Source organism: Pseudomonas asgharzadehiana (assembly GCF_019139815.1).
Classification (GTDB): Bacteria; Pseudomonadota; Gammaproteobacteria; order Pseudomonadales; family Pseudomonadaceae; genus Aquipseudomonas; species Aquipseudomonas asgharzadehiana.
In genome coordinates this window covers 1,410,916-1,429,405 of sequence record NZ_CP077079.1, presented here as the reverse complement: position 1 = coordinate 1,429,405, position 18,490 = coordinate 1,410,916, and the positions used below count along the sequence as shown (strand labels likewise).

The window sequence follows — 18,490 nt, the reverse complement described above, 5'->3', positions numbered from 1 at the left end:
GCAATCATTAAATGGATAAACAACGCGTATTTATCCAAGGCTTTCGGCCAAAAAAAATGGCCCCTTTTAAGGGGCCATCCTTCACTGCGGATACAACAATCAGAACAACGAGCGGCCTTTGTTGGCAGCGATGCGCATGCGCAAGGCATTCAACTTGATAAAACCAGCTGCGTCCGCCTGGTTGTAAGCACCGCCATCCTCTTCGAAAGTGGCGATGTTGGCATCGAACAGCGAATCATCGGACTTACGCCCGGTGACAATCACATTGCCCTTGTACAGCTTCAGGCGCACAACGCCATTCACGTGGGCCTGGGAGGCATCGATCATCTGTTGCAACATCAGACGCTCAGGGCTCCACCAGTAGCCGGTGTAGATCAGGCTGGCGTACTTGGGCATCAGCTCGTCTTTGAGGTGAGCCACTTCACGATCCAGGGTAATGGACTCGATGGCGCGGTGAGCGCGCAGCATGATGGTGCCGCCCGGGGTTTCGTAGCAACCACGGGACTTCATGCCCACGTAACGGTTCTCGACGATGTCGAGGCGGCCGATGCCGTGTTCGCCGCCGATACGGTTCAGGGTCGCAAGCACGGTGGCCGGGGTCATTTCGACGCCGTCCAGTGCCACGATGTCGCCGTTGCGGTAGGTCAGTTCCAGGTACTGCGGTTTGTCTGGAGCGTTCTCCGGAGAGACGGTCCATTTCCACATGTCTTCTTCGTGCTCGGTCCAGGTGTCTTCCAGCACGCCGCCTTCATAGGAGATGTGCAGCAGGTTGGCGTCCATCGAGTACGGGGACTTCTTCTTGCCGTGGCGCTCGATCGGGATCGCATGCTTTTCAGCGTAATCCATCAATTTTTCACGGGACAGCAGGTCCCATTCACGCCAAGGTGCAATTACTTTCACGCCTGGTTTGAGAGCATAGGCGCCCAGTTCGAAACGCACCTGGTCGTTACCCTTACCGGTAGCGCCATGGGAAATAGCGTCAGCACCGGTTTCATTGGCGATTTCGATCAGGCGCTTGGCGATCAGCGGACGTGCGATGGAGGTACCCAGCAGGTACTCGCCTTCGTAGACGGTGTTGGCGCGAAACATCGGGAAAACGAAATCGCGGACGAACTCTTCGCGCAGGTCGTCAATGTAGATCTCTTTCACGCCCATGGCTTGCGCCTTGGCACGTGCTGGCTCGACCTCTTCGCCCTGACCCAGGTCAGCGGTGAAGGTCACCACTTCACAGTTATAAGTATCCTGCAGCCACTTGAGGATCACCGAAGTGTCCAGGCCGCCGGAATACGCGAGAACGACCTTGTTTACGTCGGCCATGCCATCACTCCACGGGGTTGTACGGAAAGGCGTCGATTCTACCGACCAAAACCGTGGATTTACAGGGGCGCGACAGCAAATGAAGATAAAGCGACAGATTATGTCGAGCGGGCGACCGATGGTCGCACGCTACGAGCGCACTTATGACTGCCGTTATGAAGTGTGCGCAGGATTGCTCGGGCCACTGGCCTGGGGAGCCGGTTTCTCCGGAGCCGCTACCCGCTCAAGCTGAATATTCACACGGCGGTTGCGGGCCCGATTGGCGGCATTGGTGTTGGGCACCAAGGGGTAGCTTTCGCCATGGAAACGCAGGGTGACCTGGGATTCCTGAATGCCGTTGGCCTTGAAGTAATCCATCACCGCCAATGCGCGACGACGCGACACATCGCGATTGCTCAGGCGGTTGCCACTGTTGTCCGAATGACCGTTCAACTCGATATGGTTGACGGTTGGATCCGCCTTCATGAATTCGAGAATCACCGACAATTTCTGTTTGGCCGCTGCATCCAATTCGATACCGCCGCCGGGGAAGCCGACTTCGGTCTGCTTGACCTGATCGTAATTCATCGGCAACAGCTTGGCGGTGCACAGCTGATAATCGCTGTAGGCCTTGTTGAACTTGACCGGCAACAGGCGAATTTCCGAGTAGCCGCCCTCACGCGCATAATGCCGAACAGTCGGCGAGCGCCCTTCGAGCAAGCCATTGAACAGGCGACCAGCCTGAGCCTGGGAGCTGTTAAAAAGCACATCGCCACTGCCGGCGCGCACGGCACCGAGGTTGATGTCGCCACGCCCCGGCTGCCAGGGAGCAGCAGCGGCCAGTAGGGTGGCCGACCCGGCGCCCAGCGAGCCGCCATAGGCTTTCAGACGGAAAGTCGCTTGCTCACCGGCCCGGCGTACGAACTCACCCGAACCGAAGTCGGTGATCGGCTGGGTCAGTCGGCACTCGAACTTGTCGCCTTCCACCTTCCACTCAATGTTCTCCAGACGTGTCTGGAACGTGAGGGCCATCGCAGGCAGGCTGGCGAACACACTGAGCAGGGCTAGATAATGCTGGCGCACGGGAGGCTCCACTGGTTTCTACAACACTTCAAAGCGTCATACATCGATAAGGCATACGAAAGGCTATCGGATGCATCCTGCAAAACTTGATAGCGAGTGCCTGCAAGAGTCTTTTCCGGTAGCATTCCCACCAGATTGACCCGCCTGGAATCCCCAATGTCCGACCGCCTGACCCTGCTGCGTCCCGACGACTGGCATATTCATCTTCGCGATGGTGCTGCGTTACCTCAAACCGTGGCCGATGTTGCGCGTACGTTTGGCCGCGCCATCATCATGCCTAACCTGGTACCACCGGTGCGCAATGCCGCTGAAGCCGACGCCTATCGCCAGCGAATCCTCGCTGCACGACCGGCCGGCAGCCGCTTTGAGCCGTTGATGGTGCTCTACCTGACCGATCGCACCCAGCCCGAAGAAATTCGCCAGGCCAAGGCCAGCGGTTTTGTGCACGCCGCCAAGCTGTACCCGGCCGGCGCGACCACCAACTCCGACTCCGGCGTAACCAGCATCGATAAAATCCTGCCGGCCATCGAAGCCATGGCTGAAGTGGGCATGCCGCTGCTGATCCACGGTGAAGTTACCCGTGGCGACGTGGACGTGTTCGACCGCGAGAAGGTCTTCATCGACGAGCATATGCGCCGTGTGGTCGAGCTGTTCCCGACCTTGAAGGTGGTGTTCGAGCACATCACCACCGCCGATGCCGTGCAATTCGTCACCGAGGCTTCGGCCAACGTCGGCGCGACCATCACCGCGCATCACCTGCTCTACAACCGCAACCACATGCTGGTGGGCGGGATTCGGCCGCATTTCTATTGCCTGCCGATCCTCAAGCGCAACACCCACCAAGTGGCCTTGCTGGATGCCGCGACCAGCGGCAATTCGAAGTTCTTCCTCGGCACCGACTCCGCGCCCCACGCTCAACACGCCAAGGAAGCCGCGTGCGGCTGTGCCGGTTGCTACACCGCGTACGCCGCCATCGAGCTGTACGCCGAAGCGTTCGAACAACGCAATGCACTGGACAAACTCGAAGATTTCGCCAGCCTCAACGGCCCGAAGTTCTATGGCCTGCCGGCGAATACCGACCGCATTACCCTGGTCCGTGAAGACTGGACCGCCCCTGCCAGCCTGCCCTTTGGCGAGCTGACCGTTATCCCGCTGCGCGCCGGTGAAACACTGCGCTGGCGCCTGCTGGAGGAAACCAAGTGAGTGAAGACCATTACGACGACGACCAGGAACACGGCGGCGGCTCGCGCCACCCGATGGCCGAACGTTTTCGCGGCTACCTGCCGGTCGTTATTGACGTAGAAACCGGTGGGTTCAATTGCGCCACCGACGCCCTGCTGGAAATTGCCGCCACCACTATCGGCATGGATGAACAGGGCTTTGTGTACCCAGAACACACCCACTTCTTCCGCGTCGAGCCGTTCGAAGGCGCGAACATCGAAGCCGCAGCCCTGGAATTCACCGGCATCAAGCTCGATCACCCACTGCGCATGGCGGTAAGTGAAGAAACGGCCCTGGCCGATATCTTCCGTGGCGTGCGCAAGGCGCTGAAGGCCAACGGCTGCAAGCGCGCGATCCTGGTCGGGCATAACAGCAGCTTCGACCTGGGTTTCCTGAATGCCGCCGTGGCGCGCCTGGACATGAAGCGTAACCCGTTCCACCCATTCTCCAGCTTCGACACCGCGACCCTCGCCGGTCTGGCGTACGGCCAGACTGTACTGGCCAAAGCCTGCCAGGCAGCCGGTATCGACTTCGACGGGCGCGAGGCCCATTCGGCCCGCTACGACACCGAGAAGACTGCGGAGCTGTTCTGCGGCATCGTCAACCGCTGGAAACAGATGGGCGGCTGGGAAGACTTCAACGACTGAGAGTCTCCTGAACGCGCCGCGTACCCAATGTGGGAGGGAGCTTGCTCCCGATGGCGGCGTGTCGGTGATGTATCCATGGGTTGATGCACTGCAATCGGGAGCAACCCCCCTCCCACAAAAAACCGGCCTTCACAGGCCGGTTTTTTTTACCTTGAATCCGGCTTACAGCTTGCCGGCGTTCTCGGTCAGGTAGGCTGCAACACCTTCCGGCGAAGCGTTCATGCCCTTGTCGCCTTTCTTCCAGTTGGCCGGGCAGACTTCGCCGTGCTCTTCGTGGAATTGCAGGGCGTCGACCAGGCGGATCAGCTCTTCCATGTTACGGCCCAGCGGCAGGTCGTTGATGATCTGCGAGCGCACAACGCCCTTGTCGTCGATCAGGAACGCGCCACGGAATGCCACGCCGCCTTCGGACTCAACGTCGTAGGCCTTGGCGATGTCGTGCTTCATATCGGCAGCCATGGTGTATTTGACTTTGCCGATGCCGCCATCGTTGATGGCCGTGTTACGCCAGGCGTTGTGAGTGAAATGGGAGTCGATGGAAACGGCAACCACTTCAACATTACGCGCTTTGAAATCGTCCATGCGGTGGTCCAGAGCGATCAGCTCCGAAGGGCAGACGAAGGTAAAGTCCAGTGGGTAGAAGAACACCAGGCCGTATTTGCCTTTGATGGCTTCGGACAGTTTAAAGCTGTCGACGATTTCGCCATTGCCGAGAACGGCCGGTACGTCGAAATCCGGGGCTTGTTTGCCGACGAGTACGCTCATTGGGTATCTCCTGATGCAGGGGTGACGATTGAAGTAAAAGGACCGGTCATGAGTCTGCCGCGTTTAAGCGACAGGCCTGTGACGCAGTCACGCTTCGTGAAGACCGACCATCATACACGGAAAAAACCGTTCGTCAGCGCGAGGGCGATGGCGGTAAATAGCCTACGAATCTACTTTGACAATCATTCTCGTTAACATTAAGATCCATCGCACTTAAGCCTTAAACCCGCGACGGTTCTCCCTTATGTATGTGTGCCTGTGTACCGGCGTCACCGACGGACAAATCCGCGAAGCAATCTACGAAGGTTGCTGCAGCTACAAGGAAGTGCGTGAAACCACCGGCGTTGCCAGCCAGTGTGGTAAATGTGCTTGCCTCGCCAAGCAAGTGGTACGGGAAACCCTGACGCAGCTGCAGACAGCCCAGGCCGCGCTCCCCTATTCAACTGAATTTACACACGCCTGATAACGCGTGTTTTAAAGAACCGGACTTAGTGTCCGGTTTTTTTATGCCTGTAATTCAATTAGTTAGCGCCAAGACGCGGAACACAAACATTCTTATTCCGATTAATTTTCATTTATTATTCAATAACTTAGGTTTGACACTAAGGTTTTCGCCGCTCAAACTCCGCCCTATACACAGCTATTACAGGGCAGGACCCCAGTCATGAAAGGCGACATCTCAGTCATCCAGCAACTCAACAAAATCCTTGCCAATGAACTGGTCGCGATCAATCAGTACTTTCTGCATGCACGCATGTATGACGATTGGGGCCTGGAAAAGCTCGGCAAGCGCGAATACAAAGAATCGATCAAGGCCATGAAAGACGCGGACGCGCTGATCAAACGCATCCTGTTCCTGGAAGGCCTGCCGAACGTGCAGGACCTGGGCAAACTGAATATCGGCGAGCACACCCAGGAAATGATCGGCAGCGACCTGGGCTTTGAACGCAAGAGCCACAGCGACCTCAAGGCCGCCATCGCGCATTGCGAAGCCCAAGGCGACTTCGGCAGCCGCGAACTGCTGGAAGATATCCTGGAAGACCAGGAAGAACATATTGACTGGCTGGAAACCCAACTGGGCCTGATCGACAAGGTCACCCTGGAAAATTACCTGCAATCGCAGATGGGTGAATAACCCTTCGCCCACAGGTACAAAAAAGCCCCGCTCTCGTATGAGAAGCGGGGCTTTTTATTGCGTGGCCTTTTACAACAGCATCAAGCTTCAGTCTTGCCTGCCGCTTTTGTCGCTGCGTCTTTGATCAACGCTTGCAACGAACCATCAGCCGCCATTTCGGTAATGATGTCGCTGCCGCCGACCAGCTCACCCGCCACCCACAGTTGCGGGAAAGTCGGCCAGTTGGCGTACTTGGGCAGGTTGGCGCGGATTTCAGGGTTTTGCAGGATATCCACGTAAGCGAACTTCTCGCCGCACTGCATAACAGCCTGGGACGCCTTCGCGGAGAAACCGCACTGAGGAGCGTTAGGAGCGCCCTTCATGTAAAGCAGAATGGTGTTATTGGCAATCTGCTCTTTGATCGTTTCGATGATATCCATGGAACACCTCTGCAGGAACTTTGCGACTCACGGGTCGGCACGGTGGCGCATTGTAACGCAAAATTCCAGCAGGGTGCTCAGCCACCTCAAGCCGCCGCCACTTGCACTGGCACACCATTCAGGGCCGCGTTGCCCGAAAGCTCATCCAACTGCCGTTCATCGGTCAGGTCATTGGCGCTTGCTCCCGGCTGCCCGCTGGCAATGCTCATCTGCACCCCCGGGCGGCCGTGCCCCCAACCATGGGGCAAGCTGACCACGCCGGGCATCATATCCAGGCTCGCCATCACCTCTACCTCGACCATGCCGATGCGCGAACTGACGCGCACCCGCTGGCCATCGCTCAATTGGCGGCGGGCAAGGTCGTCGGGGTGCATCAGCAATTGATGCCGAGGCTTGCCCTTCACCAGCCGATGGTAGTTATGCATCCAGGAGTTATTGCTGCGCACGTGACGACGGCCAATCAGCAGCAACTCGTCGGCCACCGGCACCGGCTGCGCGGCAAAACGTGCCAGGTCGGCGAGAATCACAGACGGTGCCGCCTGTACCTTGCCGTCCGCCGTTTTCAAACGCGCACAGAGGTTGGGACGCAGCGCGCCCAAATCCACACCATGAGGATGGTCGGCCAGCATCGCCACCGACAATTTATGGCTGGACGCATCCCCGTACACACCGGCGCGCAGTCCGAAATCGATCATCTGTGCCGGAGGCATGGTGGGTTTGAGCGCCACGCCGGTCTGCGCCGCGAACGCCTTGGCCAGACCGACAAAGATCTCCCAATCATGCAAAGCGCCATCAGGTTTAGGCAGGATCGCCCTGTTGAAGCGCGTGACATTGCGCACCGCAAACATGTTGAACGTGGTGTCGTAGTGATCGTTTTCCAGCGCCGATGTGGACGGCAAAATCAGGTCGGCATAGCGCGTCGTCTCATTGATGTACAGGTCGACGCTGACCATGAACTCCAACCCATCCAGGGCCTGCTCCAATTGGCGACCATTGGGCGTCGACAACACCGGATTGCCTGCCACCGTGACCAAGGCGCGGATTTGCCCTTCGCCTTCGGTGAGCATTTCTTCGGCCAGGGCCGACACCGGCAATTCGCCACCATATTCCGGACGCCCGGACACGCGGCTCTGCCAGCGATTGAAATGCCCGCCGCCGGTGGAAGCCACCAGGTCCACCGCCGGAGAGGTGCACAGCGCGCCGCCGACCCGGTCCAGGTTGCCGGTGACCAGGTTGATCAGTTGCACCAGCCAATGACACAAGGTGCCAAATGCCTGCGTCGAGACGCCCATGCGCCCATAGCAAACGGCCTTGTCCGCAGCGGCGAAATCCCGTGCCAACTGGCGGATCTGCTCGGCGGGCACGGCACACTGGTGGCTCATGGCTTGGGCCGTGAACCCGGCGATCGCACGGCGCACATCATCCAGCCCCTCAACCGACAAATGAGTGTCGCGCGTCAGGTTCTCGCTGAACAAGGTGTTGAGCAGCCCGAACAACAGCGCCGCGTCGCCACCCGGTCGCACAAACAGATGCTGGTCGGCAATCGCCGCCGTCTCGCTGCGCCGTGGGTCGACCACGACCACTTTGCCGCCCCTGGCCTGGATCGCCTTGAGCCGTTTCTCCACATCCGGCACGGTCATGATGCTGCCGTTGGACGCCAACGGGTTGCCGCCCAGGATCAGCATAAAGTCGGTGTGATCGATATCCGGGATCGGCAATAACAGGCCATGGCCGTACATCAGATGACTGGTGAGGTGATGAGGCAATTGGTCTACGGAGGTTGCGGAAAACCGGTTGCGCGTCTTGAGCAGGCCGAGGAAGTAATTGCTGTGGGTCATCAGCCCATAGTTATGCACGCTGGGGTTGCCCTGGTACACCGCCACCGCATTCTGCCCGTGCCGAGCCTGGATGCCCGCAAGGCGCTCGGCCACGAGGGCAAACGCCTCGTCCCAGGCGATCGGCCGCCAGTCACTGCCCACCCGCAGCATGGGCTGGTGCAGCCGGTCCGGGTCATTCTGGATATCCTGCAAGGCCACGGCCTTGGGGCAGATGTGGCCACGGCTGAATGTGTCTTGAGGGTCGCCCTTGATCGAAGTAATCGCCAGGCTGCCATCTTCGGCGCGGGTGGTTTCCAGGGTCAGGCCACAGATGGCTTCACACAGATGGCATGCACGGTGATGGAGAGTCTTGGTCATGGCCAGTCTCTTTATAGGGGCTTTGGCCTCACTATGGGCCGCGCCCCTGAGACGCACCAGCATCGTTCGCCGTGTGAATCCACAGGCATCAGGCCAGGCCATGGGCAAGCGTGAGCAAATGTTACAGAACCGCGCGCACAGCCCCCGAAACCGACGCAGCCTGGCCCAGGCCCGCCGCCGCGCATTGCAAAAGGTTGCGAGGCCAGTGTACAAATGGCTCGCTGCTGTCAGGAAATCGTCTTCAAAAGCGCTCTCGCGCCCTTCTTGAACACCTCTAAAAACGTAGCCCTATTGGTAAGACGCGACATTTAATGTCAATATCGCGCCTTCCCCTATTTCGTCGCCCCGTGCGGCTTTCGCCGCAGGTCTCGCCCGTTGTCACAATAAACAAGGCTTTGAGTATCTGCGGTCTGTTGCAAAAAGGTAGTTAATGATGAGCGCAAGGCACTTTCTCTCCCTGATGGATTGCACGCCCGAAGAGCTGGTCGGCGTGATTCGTCGAGGCATTGAGCTTAAAGACCTGCGTAACCGCGGCGTACTGTTCGAGCCCTTGAAAAACCGCGTTCTCGGGATGATTTTCGAGAAATCGTCCACCCGCACCCGCCTGTCTTTCGAAGCCGGCATGATCCAACTCGGTGGCCAGGCCATCTTCCTGTCACCGCGCGACACCCAGCTGGGTCGTGGCGAGCCGATCAGCGACTGCGCCATCGTCATGTCGCGCATGCTCGATGCGGTAATGATCCGTACCTTTGCTCACAGCAACCTGACCGAATTTGCCGCCAACTCGCGCGTGCCGGTGATCAACGGCCTGTCCGATGACCTGCATCCCTGCCAACTGCTGGCCGACATGCAAACCTTCCTCGAACACCGTGGCTCCATTCAGGGCAAGACCGTGGCCTGGATCGGCGACGGCAACAATATGTGCAACAGCTATATAGAAGCGGCGATCCAGTTCGACTTCCACCTGCGCATCGCCTGCCCTGAGGGTTACGAGCCCAATGCCGAGTTCATGGCCAAGGCCGATGGGCGCGTGCAGTTGTTGCGCGATCCGAAAGATGCCGTCGTGGGTGCCCATCTGGTCAGCACCGACGTCTGGACCTCCATGGGTCAGGAGGACGAAACCGCCAAGCGCCTGGCACTTTTTGCGCCGTACCAGGTAACGCGCGCCCTGCTCGACACGGCCGCGCCGGACGTGTTGTTCATGCACTGCCTGCCTGCCCACCGTGGCGAAGAAATCAGCCTCGACCTGCTCGACGACCCGCGTTCAGTCGCCTGGGACCAGGCCGAAAACCGCCTGCACGCCCAAAAGGCCCTGCTCGAATTCCTCGTCGAACCGGCGTACCACCACGCATGAGCCATCCATTACTGCTGAACCTGCGCAATCTGGCATGCGGCTATCAAGATCAACGGGTGGTGCAAAACCTCAACCTGCACCTCAACGCAGGTGACATCGGTTGCCTGCTCGGGTCCTCGGGCTGTGGCAAGACCACCACGCTGCGTGCCATCGCGGGCTTTGAGCCGGTGCATGAAGGCGAAATCAGCCTGGCCGGCGAAGTGATCTCCAGCGCCGGTTTTACCCTGGCTCCCGAGAAACGTCGTATCGGCATGGTGTTCCAGGACTACGCGCTGTTTCCTCACCTCAGCGTGGCCGACAACATCGCGTTCGGCATCCGCAAGCATCCGCAAAAGGAGCGCGTGGTCGCCGAGTTGCTGGAACTGGTCAACCTGAAGAACCTGGGCAAGCGTTTCCCCCATGAACTCTCGGGCGGCCAGCAACAACGTGTCGCCCTCGCCCGCGCCCTGGCGCCGGAGCCGCAACTGCTGTTGTTGGACGAACCTTTTTCCAACCTTGATGGCGAACTGCGGCGCAAGCTCAGCCATGAGGTACGTGACATTCTCAAGGCGCGCGGTACCAGTGCGATCCTGGTTACCCATGACCAGGAAGAAGCGTTCGCCGTCAGCGATCAGGTGGGTGTTTTCAAGGAGGGTCGACTCGAGCAATGGGACACGCCCTACAACCTCTATCACGAACCGCAGACGCCGTATGTCGCCAGTTTTATCGGCCAGGGCTACTTCATTCGTGGGCAGTTGAGCTCGCCTGAATCCGTGAGTACCGAACTGGGCGACCTGCGCGGCAATCGCGCCTATACCTGGCCCACCGGTGGCGCAGTGGATGTGCTGTTACGCCCGGACGACATTGTTTATGCGCCGGACAGCGCCTTGAAAGCACGGATCGTCGGCAAAACCTTCCTCGGCGCATCCACGTTGTACCGTTTGCAACTGCCGACCGGCGCGCAGCTGGAATCGATTTTCCCCAGCCATGCGGACCATCAGGTCGGCGCCGATGTGGGGATCCGTGTGGCGGCTGAGCATTTGGTGCTGTTCCAGGCATCAGGCAGCGTCGCTGCGCAAGTACCTCGTTCCGAGTCAGGCGTACGGCGCTACAGCCCGGTCAGTTGAGTATTTGAAGAAACCGGGGCGAAATCTGGGAGAGGGCTTGCCCCCTCCCACACTGGATCTCCAGTAGCCTGGATTATGCCCGGCCAATTTCTGCGAATTTAGCCTGGGTATGTTCAGCCAGCACCTGCGCCGACAGCTCCACCTCCAACCCCCGCCTCCCCGCACTCACGTAAATCGTCGCCAACGGCTGCGCCGTTTCATCTATAAACGTGCGCAGGCGCTTCTTCTGCCCCAACGGGCTGATGCCGCCCAACAGATAGCCCGTAGAGCGCTGCGCCGCCGCCGGGTCGGCCATTTCGACTTTTTTCACGCCAGCCGCATGCGCCAGCGCTTTCAAATCCAGACTTCCGACGACCGGCACTACCGCCACCAATAATTCGCCCTTCTCGCTGCTCGCCAGCAGCGTCTTGAACACGTGCGCCGGGTCCAGGCCCAATTTTTCCGCAGCCTCCAGGCCATACGAAGCCGCCTTGGGATCGTGTTCATAACTGTGGATACGATGTTCGGCACGAACTTTTTTCAACAAATCCAATGCAGGGGTCATGAAGGCTCCAGGCGAGACAAACAGAGGGCCGATTCTAGGCCAAGCCCACGTAAAACGCTCTAGTGCGGCGATTTATCTCATTACACCGGCTCATGTAAAGCGTGATCATTCATCAAACCAATAGTTCGAAAGTGACCAACAGTTCACTTTCGACCTTTGACAGCCGTCATTCTTGTCTATATTTTTTCGTTTCCGAATACTGCATACGTATAGCCGCAGCATTCGAGCAGTAAGCCGTGGTTTGGATGGGGATCCTCGTCACGGTGAAAATCGCGCAACAGCCCGTTGAGGCCGTGCGCCAGACAAGAACAACAACTGAGGTTTTCCATGACAACTGCTCTTCAACAGCCTTCACTTTCGAGCCAATGCATGGCCGAATTCCTCGGAACTGCGCTGCTGATCTTCTTCGGTACCGGATGTGTCGCTGCGCTCAAGGTCGCGGGTGCCAGCTTTGGCTTGTGGGAAATCAGCATCATCTGGGGCATCGGCGTCAGCATGGCGATCTACCTGAGTGCCGGCATTTCCGGGGCGCACCTCAACCCGGCCGTCAGTATTGCACTGTGCATCTTCGCCGACTTCGACAAGCGCAAACTGCCCTTCTACATGCTCGCCCAGATCGCCGGCGCCTTCTGCTCGGCCGCCTTGGTGTACACCCTCTACAGCAACCTGTTTTTCGATTACGAACAAACCCACCACCTGGTGCGCGGTACACAAGCCAGCCTGGAGTTGGCGTCGGTGTTCTCCACCTACCCTCACGCACTGCTGAGCACCGCCCAGGCGTTCCTGGTGGAAATGGTCATCACCGCCATCCTGATGGGCGTCATCATGGCCCTGACCGATGACAACAACGGCCTGCCACGCGGCCCACTGGCCCCACTGCTGATTGGCCTGTTGATTGCTGTGATCGGCAGTGCCATGGGCCCGCTGACCGGCTTCGCGATGAACCCCGCACGGGATTTCGGGCCCAAGCTGATGACCTTTTTCGCGGGTTGGGGTGAAATGGCCTTTACTGGTGGCCGCGATATTCCTTACTTCCTGGTGCCGGTTTTCGCGCCTATCGTGGGCGCATGCCTCGGCGCCGCGGCCTATCGCGGGCTGATCGCCCGTCACCTGCCGAACGCCGCACCTGCTATAGCTGAAACACCTGACACGGCTGTCAACGGCAACACCCGTATTTCCTGAAAGCGCCAGCCTGGCCCTGCTGCCCTTTGAGGCCCAGGCTGATTTCTGACTTCCTTATTTTCGTGCAAGGCAATCGACATGACCGACCTTCAGAATAAGAACTACATCATTGCTCTCGACCAAGGCACCACCAGCTCCCGGGCGATCATCTTTGATCGTGACGCCAACGTGGTGTGCACCGCCCAGCGTGAATTCGCCCAGCATTACCCACAGGCGGGCTGGGTCGAACACGACCCCATGGAGATTTTTGCCACCCAGAGCGCGGTGATGGTTGAAGCCTTGGCCCAGGCCGGCCTGCACCATGACCAGGTCGCCGCCATCGGCATCACCAACCAGCGTGAAACCACCGTGGTCTGGGACAAGGTCACCGGCCGCCCGATCTACAACGCCATCGTCTGGCAGTGCCGCCGCAGCACCGAGATCTGCCAGCAGCTCAAGCGCGACGGCCACGAGCAGTACATCAGCGACACCACCGGCCTGGTCACCGACCCGTACTTCTCCGGCACCAAGCTCAAGTGGATCCTCGACAACGTCGAAGGCAGCCGCGAACGTGCGCGCAACGGCGAGTTGCTGTTCGGCACCGTCGACAGCTGGCTGATCTGGAAATTTACCGGCGGCAAAACCCACGTCACCGACTACACCAACGCCTCGCGCACCATGCTCTTCAACATCCATACGCTGGAATGGGATTCGAAGATGCTGGAGATCCTCGACATTCCGCGCGAAATGCTGCCGCAAGTTAAGTCGTCCTCGGAAATCTATGGCCGCACCAAAAGCGGCATCGCCATCGGCGGTATCGCCGGTGACCAGCAAGCGGCGCTCTTCGGCCAAATGTGCGTAGAAGCCGGCCAAGCCAAGAACACCTACGGCACCGGCTGCTTCCTGCTGATGAACACCGGCGACAAAGCGGTCAAATCCAAGCACGGCATGCTCACCACCATCGCCTGCGGTCCGCGTGGCGAAGTGGCCTACGCCCTGGAAGGCGCGGTCTTCAACGGCGGCTCCACCGTGCAGTGGTTGCGCGACGAGCTGAAGATCATCAACGACGCCCACGACACCGAGTACTTTGCCGGCAAGGTCAAGGACAGCAACGGCGTGTACCTGGTCCCGGCGTTCACCGGCCTGGGCGCTCCGTACTGGGACCCCTATGCCCGTGGCGCGCTGTTCGGCCTTACTCGTGGCGTACGCGTGGATCACATTATTCGCGCAGCCCTGGAGTCGATTGCCTACCAGACCCGCGACGTACTCGACGCCATGCAACAGGACTCCGGCGAACGCCTCAAAGCCTTGCGTGTGGACGGCGGCGCGGTGGCCAACAACTTCCTGATGCAATTCCAGGCCGACATCCTCGGCACCCAGGTCGAGCGCCCGCAAATGCGCGAAACCACCGCACTCGGCGCCGCCTACCTGGCCGGTTTGGCCTGCGGCTTCTGGGGCAGCCTGGATGAATTGCGCGGCAAGGCCGTGATCGAGCGCGAATTCGCACCGCAACTGGACGAAGCCGCCAAAGAGAAACTCTACGCCGGCTGGCAAAAAGCGGTCAGCCGCACGCGCGACTGGGAACCGCACGAAGGCGCCGAATAAGCCAAGGGCAAAATCCACTTAGGGTTGTAACTGGCAGGGAGTCGATTCCTGCGTCATCATGGGCCACTTTTGTATGGCAGCCCAAAGGACGCCCCATGAATCTGCCTCCCCGCCAGCAACAAATCCTCGAACTGGTACGCGAACGCGGCTACGTCAGTATCGAGGAAATGGCGCAGCTATTCGTTGTCACCCCGCAAACCATCCGCCGCGATATCAACCAACTGGCGGACGCCAACCTGCTGCGTCGTTACCACGGCGGCGCAGCCTATGATTCCAGCGTCGAAAACACCGCGTACGCCATGCGTGCCGACCAGATGCGCGATGAGAAACAGCGCATCGGCGAAGCCATCGCCGCACAAATCCCCGATCACGCCTCGCTGTTCATCAACATCGGCACCACCACCGAATCCATCGCCCGCGCGTTGCTGAATCACAACCACCTGAAAATCATCACCAACAACCTCAACGTCGCCACCATGCTCAGCGCCAAGGATGACTTCGACGTGCTGCTCACCGGCGGCAACGTAAGGCGTGACGGCGGCGTGGTGGGCCAGGCCAGTGTCGACTTCATCAACCAGTTCAAGGTCGACTTCGCCCTGGTTGGCATCAGCGGTATCGACGAAGACGGCAGCCTGCTCGATTTCGATTATCAGGAAGTGCGGGTTTCCCAAGCGATCATTGCCAATGCGCGCCAGGTGATCCTGGCCGCCGACTCCAGTAAATTCGGGCGCAACGCCATGATTCGCCTGGGGCCGATCAGCCTGGTGGACTGCCTGGTGACTGACCAGCAGCCGGTGCCCGCGTTGGTGCAGTTGCTCAATGAGCATAAAGTTCGGCTGGAAGTCGTTTAGCGTCTGCGCTGACATCATCGGGGCAAGCCCCCTCCCGCCTTTTGAGCTGTGAACGCAGTCCAATGTGGGAGGGGGCTTGCTCCCGATAGCGATTTATCCTGCACCCTTTTTCTTGAGCCCGCCCCAGGCTCATGTTCACAAATTTTCCTTTTCCCGCCCTTCGATGAGTTTTTTCAATCGAAGTCGGCTGGCTGTGCCCGCGTTTATCAGCTACCATTTTCGCAAATGAACATTCATGTTCGAATTCCAATACGAAAAAGATCGCGAGGCCAGCCGATGAACCCCTCTACCTTGCCTGCTCCACCGCTTGCCGAAGTCTATGACGTCGCCGTTATCGGCGGTGGAATCAACGGCGTCGGCATTGCAGCAGACGCAGCCGGGCGCGGTTTGTCGGTATTCCTTTGCGAAAAGGACGACCTGGCCAGCCATACCTCCTCTGCCAGCAGCAAGCTGATCCACGGTGGCCTGCGCTACCTGGAACATTACGAATTCCGCCTGGTGCGCGAAGCCCTGGCCGAACGTGAAGTGCTACTGGCCAAGGCCCCGCACATCGTCAAGCAGATGCGTTTTGTATTGCCGCACCGCCCGCACCTGCGTCCGGCCTGGATGATTCGTGCCGGCCTGTTCCTGTACGACCACTTGGGCAAGCGCGAAAAGCTCGCCGGCTCCAAAAGCCTCAAGTTCGGCGCCGACAGCCCGCTGAAAAGCGAAATCACCAAAGGCTTCGAATACTCCGACTGCTGGGTCGATGACGCCCGCCTGGTGGTGCTCAACGCCATGGCCGCCCGCGAAAAAGGCGCGCACATTCACACCCAGACCCGCTGCATCAGCGCACACCGCAGCAACGGCATGTGGGACATGAACATGGAACGCGCGGACGGCAGCCTGTTCTCGATCCGCGCCCGTGCGCTGGTAAATGCCGCCGGCCCATGGGTCGCCAAGTTCATCAAGGACGACCTGAAGCTGGACTCGCCCTACGGCATCCGCCTGATCCAGGGCAGCCACCTGATCGTGCCTAAACTGTACGAAGGCGCCCACGCACATATCCTGCAGAACGAAGACCAGCGCATCGTCTTCACCATTCCGTACCTGAACCACCTGACCATCATCGGTACCACCGACCGCGAATACACCGGCGACCCGGCCGCCGTTGCGATTACCGAAGGCGAAACCGACTACATGCTCAATGTGGTCAACGCGCACTTCAAGAAGCAACTGAGTCGCGACGACATCGTCCACACCTACTCCGGCGTACGCCCGCTGTGCAACGACGAGTCAGACAACCCATCGGCCATCACGCGTGACTACACCTTGTCGTTGTCCGGCGGCACGGGCGAAGCGCCGATCCTGTCGGTATTCGGTGGCAAGCTGACCACCTATCGCAAGCTCGCCGAATCGGCCATGGCGCAACTGGCCCCGTATTTCACCCAGATGCGCCCGAGTTGGACCGCCAAGGCCAGCCTGCCGGGCGGCGAAGACATGGCCACCCCAGAAGCCCTGGCCGATGCCATCGGCAACACATTCGACTGGTTGCCGAGCGAGATTGCGCGCCGCTGGTCCACCACCTATGGCAGCCGCACCTGGCGCCTGCTGGAGGGCGTGCAGTCGCTGGCCGATCTGGGCGACCACCTGGGGGGCGGCCTGTACACCCGCGAAGTCGACTACCTGTGCACCGAAGAATGGGCAACCCAAGCCGAGGACGTGTTGTGGCGCCGAACCAAGCTCGGCCTGTTCACCACCCCGCAAGAACAGGACAACCTGAAACACTACCTGTGCAAGGTTGAGCAAAATCGCAGCAAGACCCAGGCGGCCTGACAGGCCCTCGCTCCCCAAGCCCCTGCACCGTGAGGTCCAGGGGCTTTTTTTATACCTGCCAGGCATTCGGTTTTCCGAACGCCATATCCAGGGCTATTCGGTTTGCCGGACTCAAGCGTTATAAATCCTCCGCCAAACAAAGATAATTATTATATAAATCAGCCGCTTAACCTTTTACTTCTGGCCTGGCACGACTCATGCTCTACACTTTTGGACGATTGCCTGAACCCCCTCAGGAGCCGTCACGGGCATTCGCTGTACAACAGAGCCGTTTAACCGGCTTCATAAAAAAAACAAATGTCGAGGAAGTATTGATGCGCATCGTTCCCCATATCCTGGGCGCAGCTATCGCTGCCGCTCTGATCAGCACTCCAGTTTTTGCAGCCGAACTCACCGGCACACTGAAGAAAATCAACGACTCCGGCACCATCACCCTCGGTCACCGCGACAGTTCCATTCCGTTTTCCTACATCGCGGATGGTTCGGGCAAACCGGTGGGCTACTCCCACGACATTCAGCTGGCCATCGTTGAAGCCCTGAAAAAAGACCTGAACAAACCCGATCTGCAGGCCAAGTACAACCTGGTCACCTCGCAGACCCGTATTCCGTTGGTTCAAAACGGCACTGTCGACATCGAGTGCGGTTCCACCACCAACAACGCTGAACGCGCTCAACAAGTCGCCTTCACCACCAACATCTTCGAAATCGGCACCCGTCTGCTGGTCAAAAAAGATAAAGACGGCAAGCCAAGCTACGCCGACTTCGCCGACCTCAAAGGCAAGAACGTCGTGACCACCGCCGGTACCACGTCCGAGCGTATCATCAAGGCGATGAACGCCGACAAGCAGATGGGCATGAACGTCATCTCCGCCAAAGACCACGGCGAATCCTTCCAGATGCTCGAAAGCGGCCGCGCTGTCGCGTTCATGATGGATGACGCGCTGTTGGCGGGTGAAGAAGCCAAGGCCAAGAAGCCGGATGAATGGGTGATCACCGGTACTCCACAGTCCTTCGAAGCCTATGCGTGCATGGTTCGCAAAGACGACCCGGCCTTCAAGAAGGCAGTCGACGACGCCATCGCCGGCCTGTACAAGTCCGGCGAGATCAACAAGATCTACGCCAAGTGGTTCGAAAGCGCGATCCCACCAAAAGGCCTGAACCTCAACTTCCCGATGAGCGACAAGGTCAAGGAACTGATCAAGAACCCGACCGACAAGCCGGCGCCTGACGTAAAAATCTGATTCCTGACTAACCTTATCCCCTGAGGGAGCCAACCCTCCCTCAGGTGTCTGT

General features: G+C 59.1%; 17 protein-coding genes. 11 read left to right on the top strand and 6 right to left on the bottom strand.

Going from position 1 to position 18,490, the window contains the following annotated elements:
- Positions 1–99: 99 nt before the first annotated feature.
- Positions 100–1,317, bottom strand: a complete 1,218-nt coding sequence (locus tag KSS96_RS06440; protein WP_012722490.1) for an argininosuccinate synthase — start codon at positions 1,315–1,317, stop codon at positions 100–102.
- A 153-nt stretch (positions 1,318–1,470) separates the two neighbouring features.
- The gene (locus KSS96_RS06435; protein WP_017526357.1) at positions 1,471–2,379 is read right to left on the bottom strand and encodes a flagellar protein MotY; all 909 of its coding nucleotides are present in this window, start codon (positions 2,377–2,379) and stop codon (positions 1,471–1,473) included.
- A 156-nt stretch (positions 2,380–2,535) separates the two neighbouring features.
- On the opposite strand from KSS96_RS06435, the gene pyrC reads away from it, so the two are divergent.
- Together pyrC and rnt are read left to right on the top strand one after the other, a co-directional pair.
- Positions 2,536–3,582 carry a dihydroorotase gene (pyrC, locus tag KSS96_RS06430; RefSeq protein ID WP_065877197.1) on the top strand — a complete coding sequence of 349 codons (1,047 nt, stop codon included), beginning with the start codon at positions 2,536–2,538 and terminating at the stop codon, positions 3,580–3,582.
- A complete protein-coding gene (rnt, locus tag KSS96_RS06425; RefSeq protein ID WP_065877198.1) occupies positions 3,579–4,247 on the top strand; it encodes a ribonuclease T in 669 nt (222 codons plus the stop codon). The genes pyrC and rnt overlap by 4 nt, the downstream gene beginning before the upstream one ends.
- Before the next feature lie 162 nt (positions 4,248–4,409).
- Here the strand turns inward: rnt and KSS96_RS06420 are convergent, their stop codons facing one another.
- A complete protein-coding gene (locus KSS96_RS06420; protein WP_003172097.1) occupies positions 4,410–5,012 on the bottom strand; it encodes a peroxiredoxin in 603 nt (200 codons plus the stop codon).
- A 244-nt stretch (positions 5,013–5,256) separates the two neighbouring features.
- Here KSS96_RS06420 and KSS96_RS06415 point away from each other — a divergent pair, with 244 nt between their 5' ends.
- Both KSS96_RS06415 and bfr read left to right on the top strand, forming a co-directional pair.
- Positions 5,257–5,475: a bacterioferritin-associated ferredoxin gene (locus tag KSS96_RS06415; protein ID WP_017526354.1), complete on the top strand. Its 219-nt coding sequence runs from the start codon at positions 5,257–5,259 to the stop codon at positions 5,473–5,475.
- A gap of 201 nt (positions 5,476–5,676) precedes the next feature.
- Positions 5,677–6,147: a bacterioferritin gene (bfr, locus tag KSS96_RS06410; protein ID WP_017526353.1), complete on the top strand. Its 471-nt coding sequence runs from the start codon at positions 5,677–5,679 to the stop codon at positions 6,145–6,147.
- 80 nt (positions 6,148–6,227) lie between these two features.
- On the opposite strand, the gene grxD is transcribed toward bfr, so the two are convergent.
- Complete coding sequence (gene grxD, locus KSS96_RS06405; protein WP_065877199.1) at positions 6,228–6,566, bottom strand: Grx4 family monothiol glutaredoxin; 339 nt, start codon at positions 6,564–6,566, stop codon at positions 6,228–6,230.
- Positions 6,567–6,652: 86 nt separating this feature from the next.
- Positions 6,653–8,761 (bottom strand): molybdopterin oxidoreductase family protein, encoded by a 2,109-nt coding sequence (locus tag KSS96_RS06400; protein WP_065877200.1) that lies wholly within the window; start codon positions 8,759–8,761, stop codon positions 6,653–6,655.
- Positions 8,762–9,194: 433 nt separating this feature from the next.
- Here KSS96_RS06400 and argF point away from each other — a divergent pair, with 433 nt between their 5' ends.
- A complete protein-coding gene (argF, locus tag KSS96_RS06395) occupies positions 9,195–10,115 on the top strand; it encodes an ornithine carbamoyltransferase (RefSeq protein ID WP_017526350.1) in 921 nt (306 codons plus the stop codon).
- The gene (locus tag KSS96_RS06390; RefSeq protein ID WP_017526349.1) at positions 10,112–11,221 is read left to right on the top strand and encodes an ABC transporter ATP-binding protein; all 1,110 of its coding nucleotides are present in this window, start codon (positions 10,112–10,114) and stop codon (positions 11,219–11,221) included. Before argF ends, KSS96_RS06390 begins: the two co-directional genes overlap by 4 nt.
- A gap of 73 nt (positions 11,222–11,294) precedes the next feature.
- On the opposite strand, the gene ybaK is transcribed toward KSS96_RS06390, so the two are convergent.
- Positions 11,295–11,765, bottom strand: coding sequence for a Cys-tRNA(Pro) deacylase (gene ybaK, locus KSS96_RS06385; RefSeq protein ID WP_017526348.1), 471 nt, complete (start codon positions 11,763–11,765; stop codon positions 11,295–11,297).
- Positions 11,766–12,092: 327 nt separating this feature from the next.
- Here ybaK and KSS96_RS06380 point away from each other — a divergent pair, with 327 nt between their 5' ends.
- The 5 genes from KSS96_RS06380 (at position 12,093) to KSS96_RS06360 (ending at position 18,438) form a co-directional block, all read left to right on the top strand.
- Positions 12,093–12,947, top strand: coding sequence for an MIP/aquaporin family protein (locus KSS96_RS06380; RefSeq protein ID WP_065877201.1), 855 nt, complete (start codon positions 12,093–12,095; stop codon positions 12,945–12,947).
- Between the two features lie 78 nt (positions 12,948–13,025).
- Positions 13,026–14,531 carry a glycerol kinase GlpK gene (gene glpK, locus KSS96_RS06375; RefSeq protein WP_065877202.1) on the top strand — a complete coding sequence of 502 codons (1,506 nt, stop codon included), beginning with the start codon at positions 13,026–13,028 and terminating at the stop codon, positions 14,529–14,531.
- Between the two features lie 95 nt (positions 14,532–14,626).
- Complete coding sequence (locus KSS96_RS06370) at positions 14,627–15,382, top strand: DeoR/GlpR family transcriptional regulator (RefSeq protein ID WP_017526345.1); 756 nt, start codon at positions 14,627–14,629, stop codon at positions 15,380–15,382.
- Between the two features lie 276 nt (positions 15,383–15,658).
- Complete coding sequence (gene glpD, locus KSS96_RS06365; RefSeq protein WP_065877203.1) at positions 15,659–17,197, top strand: glycerol-3-phosphate dehydrogenase; 1,539 nt, start codon at positions 15,659–15,661, stop codon at positions 17,195–17,197.
- Between the two features lie 314 nt (positions 17,198–17,511).
- Entirely contained in the window at positions 17,512–18,438 is a 927-nt protein-coding gene (locus KSS96_RS06360; RefSeq protein WP_065877204.1) for a glutamate/aspartate ABC transporter substrate-binding protein, read from the top strand.
- Positions 18,439–18,490 lie beyond the last annotated feature (52 nt).

What these genes read in the sequence shown, in the direction of transcription:
- bfr (WP_017526353.1), top strand. Translation starts at nt 5,677, where the DNA reads ATGAAAGGCGACATCTCAGTCATCCAGCAACTCAACAAAATCCTTGCC.
- KSS96_RS06390 (WP_017526349.1), top strand. Translation starts at nt 10,112, where the DNA reads ATGAGCCATCCATTACTGCTGAACCTGCGCAATCTGGCATGCGGCTAT.
- KSS96_RS06415 (WP_017526354.1), top strand. Translation starts at nt 5,257, where the DNA reads ATGTATGTGTGCCTGTGTACCGGCGTCACCGACGGACAAATCCGCGAA.
- KSS96_RS06370 (WP_017526345.1), top strand. Translation starts at nt 14,627, where the DNA reads ATGAATCTGCCTCCCCGCCAGCAACAAATCCTCGAACTGGTACGCGAA.
- KSS96_RS06440 (WP_012722490.1), bottom strand. Translation starts at nt 1,317, where the DNA reads ATGGCCGACGTAAACAAGGTCGTTCTCGCGTATTCCGGCGGCCTGGAC.
- KSS96_RS06380 (WP_065877201.1), top strand. Translation starts at nt 12,093, where the DNA reads ATGACAACTGCTCTTCAACAGCCTTCACTTTCGAGCCAATGCATGGCC.
- grxD (WP_065877199.1), bottom strand. Translation starts at nt 6,566, where the DNA reads ATGGATATCATCGAAACGATCAAAGAGCAGATTGCCAATAACACCATT.
- pyrC (WP_065877197.1), top strand. Translation starts at nt 2,536, where the DNA reads ATGTCCGACCGCCTGACCCTGCTGCGTCCCGACGACTGGCATATTCAT.
- glpD (WP_065877203.1), top strand. Translation starts at nt 15,659, where the DNA reads ATGAACCCCTCTACCTTGCCTGCTCCACCGCTTGCCGAAGTCTATGAC.
- ybaK (WP_017526348.1), bottom strand. Translation starts at nt 11,765, where the DNA reads ATGACCCCTGCATTGGATTTGTTGAAAAAAGTTCGTGCCGAACATCGT.
- KSS96_RS06420 (WP_003172097.1), bottom strand. Translation starts at nt 5,012, where the DNA reads ATGAGCGTACTCGTCGGCAAACAAGCCCCGGATTTCGACGTACCGGCC.
- KSS96_RS06360 (WP_065877204.1), top strand. Translation starts at nt 17,512, where the DNA reads ATGCGCATCGTTCCCCATATCCTGGGCGCAGCTATCGCTGCCGCTCTG.
- glpK (WP_065877202.1), top strand. Translation starts at nt 13,026, where the DNA reads ATGACCGACCTTCAGAATAAGAACTACATCATTGCTCTCGACCAAGGC.
- argF (WP_017526350.1), top strand. Translation starts at nt 9,195, where the DNA reads ATGAGCGCAAGGCACTTTCTCTCCCTGATGGATTGCACGCCCGAAGAG.
- KSS96_RS06400 (WP_065877200.1), bottom strand. Translation starts at nt 8,761, where the DNA reads ATGACCAAGACTCTCCATCACCGTGCATGCCATCTGTGTGAAGCCATC.